This window comes from Auritidibacter sp. NML130574 (genome assembly GCF_003185725.2).
Classification (GTDB): domain Bacteria; phylum Actinomycetota; class Actinomycetes; order Actinomycetales; family Micrococcaceae; genus Auritidibacter; species Auritidibacter ignavus.
In genome coordinates this window covers 614,585-630,786 of sequence record NZ_CP031746.1, presented here as the reverse complement: position 1 = coordinate 630,786, position 16,202 = coordinate 614,585, and the positions used below count along the sequence as shown (strand labels likewise).

At 59.1% G+C, this 16,202-nt stretch carries 13 protein-coding genes and 2 pseudogenes; 4 read left to right on the top strand and 11 right to left on the bottom strand.

Annotated elements, in window-relative coordinates; translation table 11 throughout:
* Window positions 1-63 precede the first annotated feature (63 nt).
* Entirely contained in the window at window positions 64-2,898 is a 2,835-nt protein-coding gene (locus DCC27_RS02895) for a choice-of-anchor M domain-containing protein (protein ID WP_246840123.1), read from the top strand.
* Window positions 2,899-3,068: 170 nt separating this feature from the next.
* On the opposite strand, the gene DCC27_RS12140 is transcribed toward DCC27_RS02895, so the two are convergent.
* On the bottom strand, window positions 3,069-3,248 hold the full coding sequence (locus tag DCC27_RS12140) for a hypothetical protein (protein WP_166769800.1): 180 nt from the start codon (window positions 3,246-3,248) through the stop codon (window positions 3,069-3,071).
* Window positions 3,249-3,440: 192 nt separating this feature from the next.
* Window positions 3,441-4,097, bottom strand: a complete 657-nt coding sequence (locus DCC27_RS02890; protein WP_246840154.1) for a TIGR02391 family protein — start codon at window positions 4,095-4,097, stop codon at window positions 3,441-3,443.
* 162 nt (window positions 4,098-4,259) lie between these two features.
* Here DCC27_RS02890 and DCC27_RS02885 point away from each other — a divergent pair, with 162 nt between their 5' ends.
* Window positions 4,260-4,469: a BRO family protein gene (locus tag DCC27_RS02885; protein WP_233242955.1), complete on the top strand. Its 210-nt coding sequence runs from the start codon at window positions 4,260-4,262 to the stop codon at window positions 4,467-4,469.
* Here DCC27_RS02885 and DCC27_RS02880 read toward each other — a convergent pair.
* From DCC27_RS02880 to DCC27_RS02855, 5 genes and pseudogenes are all read right to left on the bottom strand, one after another.
* Window positions 4,466-4,777 (bottom strand): annotated as a pseudogene (locus DCC27_RS02880) (integrase core domain-containing protein); the annotation flags it as partial. The gene DCC27_RS02885 and the pseudogene DCC27_RS02880 sit on opposite strands and share 4 nt — an antisense overlap.
* Window positions 4,778-4,781: 4 nt before the next feature.
* Window positions 4,782-6,202 (bottom strand): annotated as a pseudogene (locus DCC27_RS02875) (IS30 family transposase).
* 375 nt (window positions 6,203-6,577) lie between these two features.
* Complete coding sequence (gene ltrA / locus DCC27_RS02865) at window positions 6,578-7,945, bottom strand: group II intron reverse transcriptase/maturase (RefSeq protein WP_233487926.1); 1,368 nt, start codon at window positions 7,943-7,945, stop codon at window positions 6,578-6,580.
* Window positions 7,946-8,547: 602 nt separating this feature from the next.
* Complete coding sequence (locus tag DCC27_RS02860; RefSeq protein ID WP_158278425.1) at window positions 8,548-8,955, bottom strand: IS3 family transposase; 408 nt, start codon at window positions 8,953-8,955, stop codon at window positions 8,548-8,550.
* Between the two features lie 80 nt (window positions 8,956-9,035).
* Entirely contained in the window at window positions 9,036-9,218 is a 183-nt protein-coding gene (locus tag DCC27_RS02855) for a hypothetical protein (protein WP_110100995.1), read from the bottom strand.
* Between the two features lie 648 nt (window positions 9,219-9,866).
* Between DCC27_RS02855 and DCC27_RS02850 the strand changes: the two genes are divergently transcribed.
* On the top strand, window positions 9,867-10,868 hold the full coding sequence (locus tag DCC27_RS02850; RefSeq protein WP_233242803.1) for a GNAT family N-acetyltransferase: 1,002 nt from the start codon (window positions 9,867-9,869) through the stop codon (window positions 10,866-10,868).
* 518 nt (window positions 10,869-11,386) lie between these two features.
* Here the strand turns inward: DCC27_RS02850 and DCC27_RS02845 are convergent.
* From DCC27_RS02845 to arsB, 3 genes are all read right to left on the bottom strand, one after another.
* Entirely contained in the window at window positions 11,387-11,815 is a 429-nt protein-coding gene (locus DCC27_RS02845) for an arsenate reductase ArsC (protein WP_110100993.1), read from the bottom strand.
* A 108-nt stretch (window positions 11,816-11,923) separates the two neighbouring features.
* On the bottom strand, window positions 11,924-12,613 hold the full coding sequence (locus DCC27_RS02840) for a hypothetical protein (RefSeq protein WP_146206421.1): 690 nt from the start codon (window positions 12,611-12,613) through the stop codon (window positions 11,924-11,926).
* The gene (gene arsB, locus DCC27_RS02835) at window positions 12,610-13,722 is read right to left on the bottom strand and encodes an ACR3 family arsenite efflux transporter (RefSeq protein WP_183145627.1); all 1,113 of its coding nucleotides are present in this window, start codon (window positions 13,720-13,722) and stop codon (window positions 12,610-12,612) included. Before arsB ends, DCC27_RS02840 begins: the two co-directional genes overlap by 4 nt.
* 443 nt (window positions 13,723-14,165) lie before the next feature.
* Between arsB and DCC27_RS12775 the strand changes: the two genes are divergently transcribed.
* Window positions 14,166-14,474: an HIRAN domain-containing protein gene (locus DCC27_RS12775; protein WP_110100991.1), complete on the top strand. Its 309-nt coding sequence runs from the start codon at window positions 14,166-14,168 to the stop codon at window positions 14,472-14,474.
* A gap of 1,010 nt (window positions 14,475-15,484) precedes the next feature.
* Here DCC27_RS12775 and DCC27_RS02825 read toward each other — a convergent pair.
* Window positions 15,485-16,129: a TetR/AcrR family transcriptional regulator gene (locus tag DCC27_RS02825; RefSeq protein ID WP_110100989.1), complete on the bottom strand. Its 645-nt coding sequence runs from the start codon at window positions 16,127-16,129 to the stop codon at window positions 15,485-15,487.
* Window positions 16,130-16,202 lie beyond the last annotated feature (73 nt).

Below are 16,202 nucleotides of genomic sequence, written 5' to 3'. Positions count from 1 at the left end.
AGATCAGACCCCGTGCGTTCCCTAGTCACTACCTCCCGCGCCTAAACCGCTATCTAAGGGAGCGTGCACTTTAGCGTCACCCTCGTCGCGTTGACCCTGTTTTATCGGTTTGAAGCGGCGTATAAGCGATACTGCATAACATTCGTGGATGCTTATGCATACGGCAAGTCTCCTTGTGTCATGGTAGTGTTATTCCGCTGGCTCTTGTCAGTGAGAATACTTACATTAAAGGAGAGGTTCATGCGCGTATTTCGTGCAACCTGTGCCTCACTCGCGGCTGTTGCAATTACGGCTTTTTCGTTCGCCACCACTCCTGCCTTCGCGGGACCAGATGACGATCGTAGCGTCGAGACGAAAGCACACGTTGACGCGCCCAAAGTTTTTTGGAACAAAGAGGCGAACACATTCGACATCAACTCACAGTCGAACGGGAAAACAGCTCCGCTGGACAAGACAGCAAACTGGGTGGGTCGTGGCTACAACTATGACGGTAGCCAGAACTACGTATTCCCAGTTACTAACGACCACCGCCTCGGCTTTCTTGGCAAGGACGGCCAGCTTCTCTACATGGCCCCACAGGTCCCTGGGCCTGGCAATAGCCCCATTTGGTCAGGTTTCGGCGCTGACACCGCAGTCCCTATTGAACAGTTCCGTGACGGGAATTTCGCCCTGGAACTCGTGGGCTTTAATGGCCCCGGCCAAATGAACATGTTCAACTATTCGACATTCGGCGACCTACCGGTGACTCGCTTGTTCTCCTCCCACGACAAGGTTTCTCGGACAGTGTGGTTAGACCCAGGTACGCACACCCACAACATCACCACGTTTACAAAGCCGGGCCGCTACGAAGTCACTTTCGATGCAAGTGCGCGGAAATCTGACGGTTCTTTCACGGCTTCAAAACCAACCACGTTAGTGTGGCGGGTAGGTGGTACCAACCCCGCCGACGAAAAGCTCGGTGACGTGAGGGTCGCGTATGACCAGGCCGCAGGTGTCACGGGCAATTCCGCTCCGAGCTTCACGATCGCCCCACACGCAGGCAATGAAAAAGACGGCGATAAGAACCTCACTGATCTCACTTTCAATGCTGGTAACGACGCCGCTGAAGGTACGGTCGTGTTCTACATCGACGGCTACCACCTCGCCGAAATCCCTGTTACGGGTGGTAAAGCAACGTGGAGCGAAATGATCGGATCTCACACATCAAGTTTCCAGGCCGTGTTTGTGCCCACCCAGGGTGCTGCACGCTGGATCAGTGCACCCCTGACCTCAAGCACCGGGCAGACAGCAGTGTCCACCACGAACACAGGGCAATTCCCCACAGAAACACCTGACACACCTGCCGGAGACTTCTCAACAGGCGAAGTAACGGTGAACTCGCGCGATGTGTCCGTCAACGCACACACCCAAGGTGACGGCAACCGAGTCACAATTGACACGAAACCCGCTGATGACTCTCTTATCTACAACATCACGGGTGGCTTTTACGAAGAAGGTTACGACGAACCAACGTGTGCGGTAGATGGTGTAAGTGGCCCTGGGCGCCGTACGCTCGAAGTTAGTCGCGAGTACTGCAAGGGAGACGAGTACACGCTACGGCTCACATTGGAGCCACAGCCGCGCGCCGCAATTGGTAATACAGACACCATTGACCTTGGACAGGTCAGTAACACGGGCAATACAGTTCAGACCCAGTTTTCCGAAAGTGGTGCCACCACCATACCCGACCCAGGCGACGGTGGTGAAACACCAAACCCAGGCGACGGAAACGACGGCTCTGACGAAAGTCTCCTCAACACGCCTGTCACGATTAATAACGGACACGTCGACCTGCGTGCCATGGACCTCAATGGTGAACTGACCGTAGCGCTCGGTGACGATTCGCGACAGCACGCACAGGAATCCGTGACACGCACTATCGACTCGACGACCCTGGAAGTCACGAAACTTGCGAAGGTTAAGCGTGAAGGCAACGTGCTTGCCAACCCAAGCTACGACGTCCTCGGTCCCAAAGGCACTGAACTCTACATTCTGCCGCAAGCTCAACAACCAGGCCGTGTGTGGCCAGGGTTCTCAAGCGAAACACTCGACCGCATGAAGTATCCCGAAGGTGCGACGATGACACTCACACCTGTGAGCGCACCTGAAGGCGGAAAATGGTTTGCCTACACGGAGAACCTCGGCTCCATTCAAACGATGTACGCATCCAGCGAGAAGGCTGCAGACATTCCTCTTCCGCCCGGAACCCACATGCACACTGCGTGGGCATTCACCAAACCTGGAACGTACACGATCGACGTGACGGCGCGCGCCAAGCAGGAGGTGGGCGGTGCACGAAGGGCTGGTGGCAGTGTGACAGCGAAGACGCAACGTCTCACGTTCGTCGTGGATCACAAGCCAGGTGGTGAAGACGGAGACGTCTCGACTCCGCCAAGTGAAAAGCCGAGTGAAGCACCAGGCGAACAGCCAACGCAGGAACCACCTGTGGAGCCGTCGCAGGAGCCAACTCAAGCCCCGTCACAGGAACCATCAGAGGAGCAGCCTGGCGAGGAGCCCGGTGAAGCACCTTCGCAGGAGCCAAACGAACCGGCTCAGCCTGGTGAGTCCGACAACGACGACAGCAGGAAGCCTGACGACAAACAGACGGAAGCTCCTGCTGAAGGAGACGGAGGCGACTCCGACAACGGTCCGAACAGCACCTCGGGCGGTTCAGGTGACAACACTGGTTCGAATGATTCGAACGGCACTGGTGCAAATGGTTCAAACGGCACCGCTTCGAACAACGGCAACTCCCTGTCCCGTACCGGTGCCACGGTACTTCCGGTTGGACTGACCGCTGGTGCACTTGCTGTTGCTGGTGTTGCGCTACTTGTAGCTGCACGCCGTCGCAAGAGCTAAGTCCTGCACAACGAGGGCCCGCACTTTCCTTTAGCGCCTCCCGCCAGGTGAGAAATCAGTTCATCCTGGCAGGTCGCGGTTGGGGAGGTGCGGGCCTACTTTCTACCACCTCGGGAACGGCCACCCCAGCAGACAAGCGACTCTAGTGGGTTGTCCTCAGAGTCAGCTGCTTAGAACAGTGCCAATACAAGTGCGGCTGCAACGAAGGGCACGCCACTTACAAAAACTAAATGCATCGCTTCGCCCATGCCCTGGTGAATGGCATCGGCAATTGGGCCTGGTAAGGCTTCAAGTTTCGCCGGATCCAAGGCAGAACCAACCCCTGAACCCGCACCCATCGAGCCGCCCATATTCTTGGTCCCCCGCAGGCAGATGTTCTTGAATCTTAGGCATCATCGCCGAACTCATGATCGACCCCAGCACCGCAATTCCAATCGTGGACCCGACGTTACGGAAGAACTGCACCGCCGCAGTTGCAACCCCCAGTTCAGTACGGTCCACCGCATTCTGAACCACCAGCGTGTACGTCTGCATGCACCTGCCTAAACCCTTGTGTTCCGATTTTTCCGACTCCGTGAAAAGCTATTAATCACGAGCTTAGGGGCAGAATTGTTTGTTCCCAAAGCTGCGTCGAACAACTTTTGACCATCGTCTGTAGACCCAGTAAGGATGCGGATGCGGTCAGGAATCGACTTGGCTGTCTCGGATACCGCGTGGAACAGAGACTCGGCGATCAGTTCTTGGCTGCAATACTCCATCAGGCCTTCGTGGGTACTGCGCCGCTGAAGCTCCCCCACAAGAGAGCTGGTGAGACGCTCGATATCATCGAATGTGCGTGCCGCCTCAGCGAGTTGGGTCAACTCGCCAGCATCGTCGATATGCCATCCTTCGGTCGCCAGCACCTTGTTGAGCAAGCGGCGCAAATCATCCCAACGCTGACGATCGGTGGTATACCGTGTCGGGCTCATCGCCGTCGCTATGAACTCACGAGTGTGTTGACCTGCTTGCGCTGCGGACATTCCCTCCGTAAGCGCGCCAAACAGTCCTTCTCGCTTACTCCCGGCAACACGCGGTGGCGCTCCAATGTCGAGGAGAAGTTCGTCGATTTGGCTTCCGCTTAGGCTCGGCAAATCAGTACTGGCCAGGACATTCGCAATACTGCGGATAGTCGAGCGTTGGGAGAAAGAATCGGACTGCATCACCGCTCAAGCTTCTCATGTGAGCGAGTGGCCTGAGTATTTCAGCAAGACTGGGTGTCCGGATTCTTGCACGCTCAGGGGCGTATACGTGAGAGCCCGAAGCGGCCGCACCCGTGGCTTGCTGGAATTCACGTCAATCCTGGCTCTTAGAAGGAGCCAAACATGGCTACGAGAGATCTTCAGGTATTCACTAACGATGCCTTTGGAACGATCCGAACTGTCGAGCATGAGGACAAGGTGTATTTCTGTGGCCGTGATGCGGTAACGGCGCTTGGATACACCAATACGAGCAAGGCGATTCAGGATCATTGCCGTGGGGTTCCGTTTCGTTACCCCATCGTCGATGTGAACCGTCCTGGGTTTCGTTCCTAGATGGTTGGTAAAGACAGTTCATCGTTGGTGAGGCTTTCGGTGTATTGGGCTTCGACTTCTGCTGGTGTCTTGTAGCCCAGTGCTTCGTGCAGCCGGGTGGTGTTCCACCAGTGGACCCAGTTCATGGTCGCGAACTCGACATCGGTCAGGCTGTTCCAGGCCGGCTGGGAGTAGATCAGCTCGGCCTTGTACAAGCCGTTGACGGTTTCAGCAAGGGCATTGTCGTAGCTATCGCCGACTGTTCCGACTGATGGGGTGATTCCTGCGGTGATGAGCCGTTCAGTGTAGGCAATGGCAACGTAATGGGCAGGTTCAACCGGTGGTTGCAACACCGGCCTGTTTCAGGGATTGTAGTGCTTCGCCGAAGACTTCGGCGGGGGTCTTCCAGCCGAGGGTCTTGCGGGGTCTGTTGTTGAGGGTGTGGGCCACCGCGTCGAGGTCGTCTGCGCTCCAGCGGGACAGGTCGGTGCCCTTGGGGAAGTACTGACGTAGCAGGCCGTTGGTGTTCTCGTTGGTGGGCCGTTGCCACGGGGAGTGCGGATCAGCGAAGAACACCTTGGTGCCAGTCTCAAGAGTGAACGCGGCATGTCCTGATAGTTCCTTGCCGTGGTCCCAGGTGATCGTCTTGCGTAACTGCTGGGGCAGGGTCGTGATCGCAGCGGCCAGAGCCGCGTTCATCGCGACTGCACCGTAGCCGCCCAGCGCGGGGCCGTTCTTGACCGGAGGGTGCTCGCCCCAGCCGTCGAGGCGGGGCAAGTGGACCAGGATCGTCGCGCGGCTGCGACGCTCGACCAAGGTCCCGATCGCAGAGCGGCCGGTCCCGATGACCAGGTCACCTTCCCAGTGTCCTGGAACAGCACGATCAGCGGCTTCTGCGGGGCGTTGGCTGATCACGACCTCGGCGCCGACATGACCGCCGGGTTTGTTCCGGGAACGCTCACGGGGCTGTCGCAACGCCCTGCCCGTTCGCAGGCAAGCCACCAGCTCACGCTTCAGTGCGCCGCGGCCTTCGATGAACAACGCCTGGTAGATCGCCTCATGACTGATACGCATTGACTCATCATCAGGGAAATCCAGCTTCAAGCGGTGACTGATCTGCTCCGGGCTCCAACTGGTGGCCCACCGTCGATCTTGCCGACGAGGCTTGTTCAACCCCTTCCACGTCGGCGTGACCGGCCCTTCCACCGGCGTCCCGTCCGGGCCAGTGACCTTCCCAGAGAGTCTGTCCTGGACATAGTCGCGAAGCCGCAGGTTGGCCACCAGCTTCGCGGTCTTGGGTCGTTTCGCGGCCTCCTGGGCTTTCCATTGGGCCACCGTGGCGCGATACTCCAGCTTCCCGCTGCGGGTAGCAGCGTTGCGGCGCAACTCCCGACTGATCGTGCCCGGATCCCGCCCAAGGGTACGCGCGATCGACCGGACACCGCGTCCCTGAGCACGCAAGATCGCGATCTCCTCTCGCTCCTCGAAACTGAGATAACGACCAGTTGGCTCCGTCAACGTCAGCGGTGGCATACCGCCAGCGTGACGGAACCACCGCGATCCGACCGGCACCGACACCCCCCCACCGCCAGCGCTGCCTCCGCTGTCGTGACCCCGGCCGCGATCAGGCGCCAGAATTGTCGCTGCACCGCCCTCGATGGCTGCGGTCTGCCCGGAGAACGCATTGCTGGCCGCAACGCCCGGTCCGCGCGCCACTGCCGCCGCATCCCCTCCGGGACCTCGCCGATCTTCATGCTCCAGTCCTTGGTCACCATCCTTGAACACCTTTCTCACCTCAAGGTGTTGCGACGACCAGTTGAATCCGCCTTGCGAGCCACGATCGGAGTGATGGACCAGTTCAGCACTGCCTGTGGTCGCGGTGTTCAGCGCGTGCTACAGCGCTTCTAAGGACAGCGCGTGCGTCGTCATCGATGATCTGGTCGCCCAGCCGGCGAAACGACGGGAGTACGCATCGATGACGAACGCGGTGTACACGAAGCCATACGATGTGCGCACATACGTGTAGGGTCGGCCAGCAGCGCCCTGCCCGCGTTGCCGCTGGATGGGTTTCTGCTGGCCGCCCTCCGAACCGGACGTGCCCATTCCTGAGCATCCGGCTCTCCATGTGATCACGCCGTGACGCTCGCCCAGGGGTTTGGGATGCGGGTTCCTCGGTAGCGGTAGCGGGTCACGGGAACCTGCCAGGCGCGGAAGAACTCGATCCCTTCGGCGCGGATCTGCCACCGGGGCAGAAGTCGCCTGACGAGGGTGCGCATGTTCAGCTTCGGGTGCCGCTTTTTCAGCCAGCCCACGATCCGCCAGAAGGCGAACCGGTCGAGATAGCTGAAGAGGTGTTTGACGACGCCGTGCTGGAAGTAGGCGCACCAGCCCCGTAGCGCCGGGTTGAGTCGGCGCAGCAGGTCTGCGAGCGTTCGATGGGATGCCCGGCGGGTCAGCGTCCGCACCTTGTCCCGGATGGAAGCCAGCGACTTCCGTGAGGGGTAGGTGTAGATCGCGGTCTTCCCACCGTGACCTCTGATCCGGCGGCGCTGGATGTGCCACCCGAGGAAGTCGAACCCGGTGTCTATGTGCGTGACCGTCGTCTTCTCGGCCGACAGGCGCAAACCCATCGGCGCGAGCACCGCGGCGACTTCGTCCCAGAGCGCGTCGGCATCCTCGCGGGTGCCTCGGACGAGGACGACGAAGTCGTCCGCGTAGCGGACCAGCTTCATCGTCGCGCCCCCGGCGCGTTGATGCTTCGTGCGCGACCATTGCGGGCCGAGCGCATCCCACTTGCGTTGGAAGTGCTCGTCCACCACGGACAGGGCGATGTTCGCCAGTAGCGGCGACAGGATCCCGCCTTGCGGGGTGCCGGTGTAGGTGTCCCTGTTCACGCCGTCCTCACTGAGGACACCCGCTCTCAGGAACCCGCGGACCAGGCGCAACACGCGCTTGTCGACGATCCTCGCCCGGACCCGCTGCATGAGCGCGTCGTGATCGATCTCGTCGAAGCACGCGGTGATGTCCGCTTCAAACACCTGCACGTAGCCACGTGAGGCGTAGAAATGGATCTCCGCGATCGCGTCCTGTGCCCGCCTGCGCGGCCGGAACCCATACGAGGACGGCTGGAAGTCGGCCTCGAATATTGGTTCCAACACCAGCTTCAGAGAGGCTTGAACGATCCGGTCCGTCATCGTCGGAATCCCGAGCTTGCGGACCTTGCCGTTCGCTTTCGGGATCGACTTCTGACGCACCCGTTCGGGGACGAACTCGCCGCGCTTGACGCTCTCGCGCAGCTCGGCGAGCATCCCGTGCACCTTCTCCGGTGGGACGGATCGCGGGGCGATTCCGTCAACTCCGGCGGTGCGACCTCCCTTGTTGCCCGCCACCCGATTCCACGCCGCAACGAGGAAGCCGGGGTCATAGACCAGGTTGAACACATCATCGAAACGACGACCGGGGTCGGTCGTCGCCCATTGGTGCAGTTTCGTCTGCATTCTCAGTACCCGTGCCCACGCCTCCGAAGTGTCGGCTGGCCACGAAACATCCGCATTCACGGCTGTGTCTCCTTTACCGCTTGTCGATCCTGCGATCACACTGGACCCCTTCGCCATGCGACCGGCTTTCCCAGCCTCGGACTACTACGGGCCCTCCGTCCCATCCCGGCCCGATCAGCAGGCCGTGCGCTCAGCCGTCGGTGTCGTCGCTGGCGGCGACGCACCTCCGGCGAGACCGGGATGGTTCCCACGTTCACTCTCGAACCCTTCGACGGGATCGGCACCCAGTTATGCCCCAGCATCCTCGCCACGGCTACGCCGCAGGCTTTCACCGTGGCCTCCCGACTGGCGACATCACCCAGTCCAGGAGTTCCCCTCACCGCCGAAGCAGTGAGGGTGCGCGATGCAACCCGACCCGCATCCGCCAGGTTGGAGTCGGTGGTCTCGTATTGAGGGGCTTTCAGCCACTGGTTCCTATCCGTATGCCTCTCCGTCTCGCTAGCCGAGCCCGTACCATCTGGCAGTTCTGGCACGACTCGTCGTTGTCGAGGACTGCTCCACCCAACCCGCTCACGCCAACGGGCCAGATCGTCCTCCAGCTATCACACGCCTGCTGCGACAGGCACCGAGCGGTGTCCTTTCACCACCGCAAGGTTCGAGAGCACCTCGTGGCGCTCGATGTCAGCAACCCACAGCCGATTCGGGGCCGGTGCTTTGAAGTCCCGCATCACCAGATCCGGGCGCTCATCCGGTGTGCGCCCGGGTACCGTGGTGCGCGGTTTCCGGCCGCGGACCACGCCGCTGATTCCGGCCTGACGCATCGGCCGTGCGACCTGGTCACGGCCGACCTTCCAGCCGCTTCGGCGCATCGCATGCCACATTTTGCGAACGCCGTAGACCCCGTAGTTGCGGGCATGCAGGTCCTTGATCACCACGGTCAGTTCCCGATCACGGATCTGGCGTTCGCAGGCCGGGCGGGTCTTCGCTGCCCGATAACCACGCGACGTCATGAATCCACACTCGCGTGCTGCAAGTGTGCGGCAGATGAGCTCGACCCCGAACCGATCACGGTACATATCGATGTAGGCGATCATTTCGGCGAGGGGCGGTCGAGCTCGGCTGCAAAAAACGCGGACGCAGTTTTGAGAATCTCATTGGCCCGGCGCAGCTCCCGGTTCTCACGCCGTAACCGGCGCAGCTCTTCAAGCTCATCCGTTGTCGCGCCCGGCTCAGTGCCGGCATCACGTCTGGCCTGCTTCAGCCACCCGCGCATCGTACTGATGCTCTACCGAAGCTCAAGGGTCTCGCGCAGTTTGCCGAGGACTATGGTTCTGAATTCCGACGCATCGAGTCAGTGGCCGAGGCTGGTGGGAAGCTTCGCGTCCTCGACATCGGCCGACCCTCAGTTCGCGAGGCGACCGCTCAAGCGACCGATGCGAAGTCGCTCTAGACTTGCGACCTCGCCGATGACTATCAGTAGCCCTATGACGGTGGGCCCACAGCTCAAACATCTTCGGTGAAGTCGCAACCGCGAGTGCCATACCCATGCGTCTACCGGTACTTCATCGTTCCCTTGACCCTCTGCAGCAAATTGAACTGCAACATGGGGACCTCCTAGTCGTTGCGTGGAGTCCATACACGCTCTGATCAGGAGAAATAGCAAACGGTGTCGCGCACTCAGGCAGGATCTCTCGGAGCCTACCCAGAGGAGCACGTCGTCACACCACCCGAGAGCATTGTTGCGCGCGAAATCCCGCCTGGTTCACCCTTCTTTGGAGGCCAGCCGGGGTAGCGGTGTGCCGGGCACTTAGCGGTTCAGCAAGCTAATCTCCAAATGGCAGCACTGGGACGAATTCCCAGTTCATAGCCGGTATAGACGCTATTCGAGGCCTCCGTTCCGCACTGGGGTCTTGTATCCATCGTGACCGGTTGTGCGATCCGTGACCAGGCTCCGGCGGGCTTGTCGTCCGGTACATTGGCAGTCCTGGCACTCGCCGACGCCGAGACAGACCATTTTGTCGGCTCCTTGGTGCTCTTTGACATCAGGCACGACGATGCCGAAGTCGGTTTTTGGATTCATCCCGATGCACGAGGAACCGGGCACGCTCGCCGAGGCTTGGAACTGGCGTCACGTTTCGCTCATCGTAACGGGCTGCAGACACTGACAGCGCGCACGCTACCTGACAACGAGGCGTCACAACGGTGCCTGGCAGCAGCTGGCTTCCGTAAGGTGGCGCGAAGTGTCGGGGCCACACCCGCCGGAGAACACAAGGAATTGATCCACTACCGACTCAATCTGGTACCGCCCGTTATATTTCCGTTGCGCACGCAACGACTGCGACTCCGTCTACATGAGCAAAACGATACCGGGTGGCTGTATCAGCTCTACTCGCAACCCGAAGTGGCCCGGTATTTACTGGATGATCCGTGGACGGAAGAGGTGACCGGACGCAAGGTAGCTGACCGTCTGAGCAAGTCCGATATCGGTGGTGAGTGCGGAGCGGTGGCACTGGTCATCGAACACGAAGGTGTGCCGGTCGGCGACGTAATGCTGTGGCTTACCGATCACCAGCACCGCCAAGCAGAAATCGGCTGGGTGCTGGACCCCCGCGTAGGCGGACGGGGACTTGCCACCGAAGCCGTTCGAGCTGTCCTGGCCCTGGGTTTCGAGCACTATGGACTTCACCGAATTACTGCGCAGATGGACGCACGCAATAGCGCCTCCGCGGCCTTGGCTCGCCGCGTCGGTCTACGACTCGAAGCACACCACATCGCGGACTGGTTTAGCAAAGGCGAGTGGACCGACACTCTGGTATTTGCTCAACTAGCCTCCGATTTCATCGAACCCAGCGGCCAAACTAACCCAAACTCACCCCTTCTCGAGGTGAGGTCGGGTCAGTGGGTCTCCGCCAGGAGCCAATAGCTTCTATATTTTCACACCTGCAAGCTCGTCGGGACGTGGCTCATCGTGACGTCAATTCCGTGTGGTACGGCTTGCCCGACGGTCACCCCTTGGTGTTGGAGGTCGGCTACGGTCTCGAAGCTGGGCAGACGCGCTGGGAAGATTGGTGCGAACCGTGGACGATATCCGAGGACGTACCGACGAGGCACTAGATGCTTTGCCAACTGGGGACAAGGCCGTTAGTCCATCGACACGTTGCACTACGAGAAGGCAATCGTGATGGTCGACTTGATGGTGGAGTTAGGGACCGAGCTCGTATTTGGCGAAGGGTCCGATCGTGGGCCATAGGTCTGCATCGGTGTTGCGCGAGGCACGTGAGTGTTGGACTGTCTGTATTCCGAACCTTATGGCCGGTGACCTTTACTTCAGCCAGCCCATCCGTGCCCTGCGGGCACCACCCAGACCCTTCAGAGGCATTCGCACGACCATAATGTGATGGAAGTTCCCCGCCTGTTGTGTCTTCTCCACACCACAGAAACTCACAAACCCGTTTTGGGCTCCAAGAGGCTGCCAATCAAGGCCCGTACTCGCGTTTTGATCTCGTCACGGATGACACGCACTGCCTCGAGGTCTTGGCCTGCCGGGTCGTCAAGTGTCCACTCTTCATAGCGCTTGCCCGGATAGATCGGACAGGCCTCCCCACATCCCATCGTGATGACCACATCTGAGTCCTGCACGGCCTCGGTGGTGAGCACCTTGGGTTGCTCAGCGGTAATGTCGATTCCCTCTTCGCTCATAGCAGCAACGGCAACAGGGTTGATCTGCTCAGCGGGCATCGATCCTGCCGAGCGCACCTCGATCTGGTCTGCTGCCAAATGGCGCAGATAACCGGCGGCCATTTGGGAGCGCCCGGCATTGTGGACGCAGACGAACAGCACAGAGGGTGTATCGGGTCTTTGGGTGGTCATGGACGGGTCCTCTTTCGGCATGAAGGAAGTGCTGGGCCCAGCGTGCGAACACGTGGTTGTATCTCCGGCAAGATGGCAATCAGCCCCTCGGGTGAGGCCAGAACGGGATCACTCACGGCCCAGTCTTGATAGCGTACCCCAGGAATAATGGGGCAGATATCGTCGCACCCCATCGAACGTGAGAGGCTTGGGGAAACGCTCCCGCGCAGTCTGGCTTTCGACGTCGGTCAGCAGGGACACCACATTCGGGTGCACGGTGTCGGCCGGAGCAGAACCAGCAGAGCGAGCCACCGCGTATCCGTCGGTGCTATCGTGCAGAACGGCAGCTACAAGCTGGGAACATCCAGCGTTGGCCACACAGACAAACAGCACTTGTCGTGCGACGGCGGTGTGAACCCGGGTCAGATCAGCCAGTCGTTGGGTGGCGAAGCATTTGGTCCGCCGCAGAAGCTCCGGGGCGCTCGTCGTGGTGTGCACCGCGACGGTATATGACTCCCGGATAATATGGGTGACGAGTCGCTTGGGCACAGTGGTAGCCGTGCCAGACAATTCCGTGACGAGACCACCCAGTTGGTCATCGATCTCTTGTGGTGCAACAGAAGGTTTCCGCGCCGGTGGCGTGTCCGTGGCGGAAGCCGGGTCGAAGGTCTCCACACCCGGGTCACACGACCTTCCGAGTCGACGAGACCAACAGTCCTGAGAACGGTCAGGGGGTGCGAGACGGTCGGCTGAGTCGGCACGCATGGCCTGGAGGGCGGTGGGTGTACATTCCGGAGAGGTCAGTGTCGGCTGACTCATGAGACACTCGTAACTTGTGAGGCGGATTCGGGCGGATACGGATCGGTATTGAACCAATCGCGGGCAATCCAGAGGGAGACGTACACCAGTCCCAGCAACACCGGGACCTCAATCAGTGGCCCAACCACCCCAGCCAGAGCTTGTCCGCTGGTGGCGCCAAAGGTACCGATAGCGACCGCAATGGCCAGCTCGAAGTTATTACCTGCCGCGGTAAACGCCAGCGTTGTTGACCGCGCGTAGCCTAGACCCAGACTCTTGCCTGCCACGATGCCCACAAACCACATCACCACGAAATACACCAACAAGGGCAGAGCGATCCGTGCCACGTCAAGCGGGTTGTTGATAATCGCTTCCCCTTGGAGCACAAAGAGGAGCACGATGGTAAAGAGGAGCCCATATAACGCCCACGGTCCGACACGTGGGAGAAACCGGCGTTCGTACCAGGCCCGACCCCGGTACCGTTCGCCGATCCACCGGGAGGCGAATCCGGCAAGAAGCGGAATCCCCAGGAAGATCACCACGTTTAGAGCGATCTGACCCATCGAGACCTCGAGCCCGTCTGTTCCGAGGCCGAGCCAGCCTGGCAAAACGGTGAGATAAAACCAGCCAAGCACCGAGAACATCAGCACTTGAAACACGGAGTTTATCGCCACCAAAACCGCCGTGGCTTCACGATCACCGCAGGCCAGATCATTCCAGATCACCACCATCGCAATACACCGAGCAAGCCCAACGATAATGAGTCCGGTCCGGTACTCAGGTAGATCGTGCAAGAACACCCAGGCGAGAATAAACATGACTGCAGGACCAACAAGCCAGTTCAGCACCAGAGACGACACGAGAAGTTTTTTATCTCCGGTAACGGCGACGACTTTGTCGTAACGGACTTTGGCCAACACTGGATACATCATGACCAATAGCCCCAACGCGATCGGCACCGAAACCCCACCGATCTCCAGCTGGGTCAGCACATCAGCAAGAACCGGCACGAATCGTCCCAATAACAATCCAGCGAGCATGGCCAGCCCGATCCATACCGGAAGCCATTTATCCAGCGCCGACATCCGCCGTGAAGACGCCGCCACAGTAGGCATTTTTGTTGCAGTCATCTGTCATCTCCTGACGTGTTCCACAGCAACGACTAACCACGTTCTCTTGGTGTACTCCACCGGACCGGTCCAACGTTCGGCAGACCGTGATTCGATCTGCCTCTATGTTAGTGACTATCTCATGAGCGTGGTCGATTCAGGTGTCATGGCTTGTTTCGCCTACCTCCGTGACGCGTTGGCCTGCGTTGCATCTCAGATCGGATCTACGTTGCCATCACGACTGCAGGCAGGAGCTTGTGTTTGTTTCGATAACCGGCACGCGAGTTATCTGTACCAATCTGAGGACCAAGACCACTTGACCACAAGGGAAAAGAACACAAAAGCCATAGTGCAGCAATCAGCTACAGGGCCATCAGCACCTCGTCGTAGAACCTTTCCAGCTCCAGGATGGGGTCCCAGCCGCTCCATCGAGGTCGTGGGCACTTGTCTCTACACCAAGAACATTGCCAACGTGCTCGATTTTTCCGCGACAACAATTTGTTCACGCCAATCTTTCCTTGTCGTTGGTGCCAAATCCCGATAATCCGCATGATCCCATGGCGATCAGTGTTCGAAACAACGGCAAGTTGCTGGGATACCTCAGTCGTGAGGACGCTCTACGCTACGGTTCTGAAGCACACCGGTTGGCAACCTCAGGGTATGCGCGCGAAGTTCAGGAATATCTCTTCAGGCAGAGCACTCAATCCCAAAACTGGTACCCCTCCACCGAGATTCATTTCGTCCTCCCAGAGCCGGGACATGGGCTCCCTTGAATCAGTCCATTCCCGATAGCCTCTCTGTCTTGCCTCACGGCGACGTTGCACAGGTCTTGAAGGAGGCAGACCACTTCGAAGTCCTCTGTGATGACGTTCCACCAGCAAAGGGGTAGCGCAGGCCACAGAACTTACCATTCATGCGCTTCGGTCCTCTGAGCTCAGCAACGACTGGAACAGTACCATGCCGTTCTATCCGGTTCCGGTTGCTGAGTCCGATAGCTACGATGTACCGCCTGCTTATCAGTATGAACCGGAACAACCAGCCAGGCACTATAGGCCCACTCATCACAAGAAGTGGCCCCAGGGCACTCCCCACGATTTGCCAGCTCGCTCCATCACCGCAAACAGTTCCCCGATTCCTCATTCACTCCTGGGGCTCCAGAACCAATCATCGATTTTCCAGAACCAGCCAATCCTGAACTGATCATTCTTCAACGTTCCAATAAGGGTGATAAGACCGTACGCGTCCTCTTAGACGGTCCAACCGGGGGCCTGACAACGAGACTCGCTACACCGTCGATCACAACAACACGACTGGCACAGACACACATCGAGAAAAGAGTCCTGATGTTCTGCGACGTCGTGGAACCATACGGTTGATCACTCTCCTCATCATTGGAACCGTTCTCCTCGTCGTGATTCCCGATGTGGGGTGGGTTCTGGGCCCGTTAGTAGCCCTGTTTGGTGTTTACGACAAGAACGTGCACAATCGTTAGGCCTAGGTTCTAGAAGACGAAAAGCAATGGGGACAACCGGATTCACACCGCTTGAACGGCCCCCGCAGACCGAGAGGTGTTTGCTTGCGGCCTCGCTGATCAGCGTCAAAGACGGCAAGCCAAGAGGACTCACAACTCGAGATCTGCTGTTCGTTCCGGGCACGTGATTCCCAAAGCCCAACGCGTTAAACCAGCAGGTGTGCATCTTCGTGAAGACGTTTCGGTGCTGTACAACCACTATTCAAAAAACGATCCATACCAGGGTTGTAGATCCACCGGCAAGGTGCGGGTTTACCCCTGTTCTTCCGGATCCAGCCGCTTAATGGTGCGCATCTCTGCGGCCCAGAACTGCGCTATCTTCTTCCGCCGGTCCGAGTCATCGCTCAACAGATCAGCCAACCCGAGTCCGCGAGCCAAGTCCAGCGTCGTCTGGATGAAACGACGAGTACGCTCATCGGAGACATCGGCGTTGAGAATCCGCACCGTTTCTGTATAGATGCCACGTGCGAATTTATCTTCCAGTGGCCGGATACGCTCTTTGAGGGCCAGTTCGGACGCAGCGACGCACCAGATCTGCAGGGCGGCTTTAAAGACGTCGGAAGCGTAATATTCCAGGACTTTCTCCACGATATGGTCGAAGTCATCCCCCGGGGTAGCCTGCGATCTAGGTGCTTGGAGCCCTGCCTGTTCTCGTTCCTCAAACATGTAGTCGATTGCTGTCAGAAACAGATCTTCGCGGGTCGGGAAATGGTGTTGCAACGCACCACGGCTCACCCCGGCTTCTTGAGCGATCAACGTCATCGTCGCACCGTGCCAACCGGATTCTGCCAGGCAACTGATAGTAGACCGCAGGATTCGATCTCGAGTAGCACGGCTACGATCCTGCTTAGGCTCGTGCGACCGGTGGGACTGTGAGGAAGCACTGGAAGTGGTCATAAGTTTCAATCCTAGACCTCAGACGCCACCGCGCCGGGTGATGACATCATCACCACACACCCGAGATAGAGCT

Excerpts from the sequence above, each read along its gene's own strand:
- DCC27_RS02825 (WP_110100989.1), bottom strand. The coding sequence starts at position 16,129 with ATGACCACTTCCAGTGCTTCCTCACAGTCCCACCGGTCGCACGAGCCT.
- ltrA (WP_233487926.1), bottom strand. The coding sequence starts at position 7,945 with ATGCAGACGAAACTGCACCAATGGGCGACGACCGACCCCGGTCGTCGT.
- DCC27_RS02885 (WP_233242955.1), top strand. The coding sequence starts at position 4,260 with ATGGCTACGAGAGATCTTCAGGTATTCACTAACGATGCCTTTGGAACG.
- DCC27_RS02860 (WP_158278425.1), bottom strand. The coding sequence starts at position 8,955 with ATGACGTCGCGTGGTTATCGGGCAGCGAAGACCCGCCCGGCCTGCGAA.
- DCC27_RS02840 (WP_146206421.1), bottom strand. The coding sequence starts at position 12,613 with ATGAGTCAGCCGACACTGACCTCTCCGGAATGTACACCCACCGCCCTC.
- DCC27_RS02890 (WP_246840154.1), bottom strand. The coding sequence starts at position 4,097 with ATGCAGTCCGATTCTTTCTCCCAACGCTCGACTATCCGCAGTATTGCG.
- DCC27_RS12140 (WP_166769800.1), bottom strand. The coding sequence starts at position 3,248 with ATGGGCGGCTCGATGGGTGCGGGTTCAGGGGTTGGTTCTGCCTTGGAT.
- DCC27_RS02845 (WP_110100993.1), bottom strand. The coding sequence starts at position 11,815 with ATGACCACCCAAAGACCCGATACACCCTCTGTGCTGTTCGTCTGCGTC.
- arsB (WP_183145627.1), bottom strand. The coding sequence starts at position 13,722 with ATGACTGCAACAAAAATGCCTACTGTGGCGGCGTCTTCACGGCGGATG.
- DCC27_RS02855 (WP_110100995.1), bottom strand. The coding sequence starts at position 9,218 with ATGCGCGGGTGGCTGAAGCAGGCCAGACGTGATGCCGGCACTGAGCCG.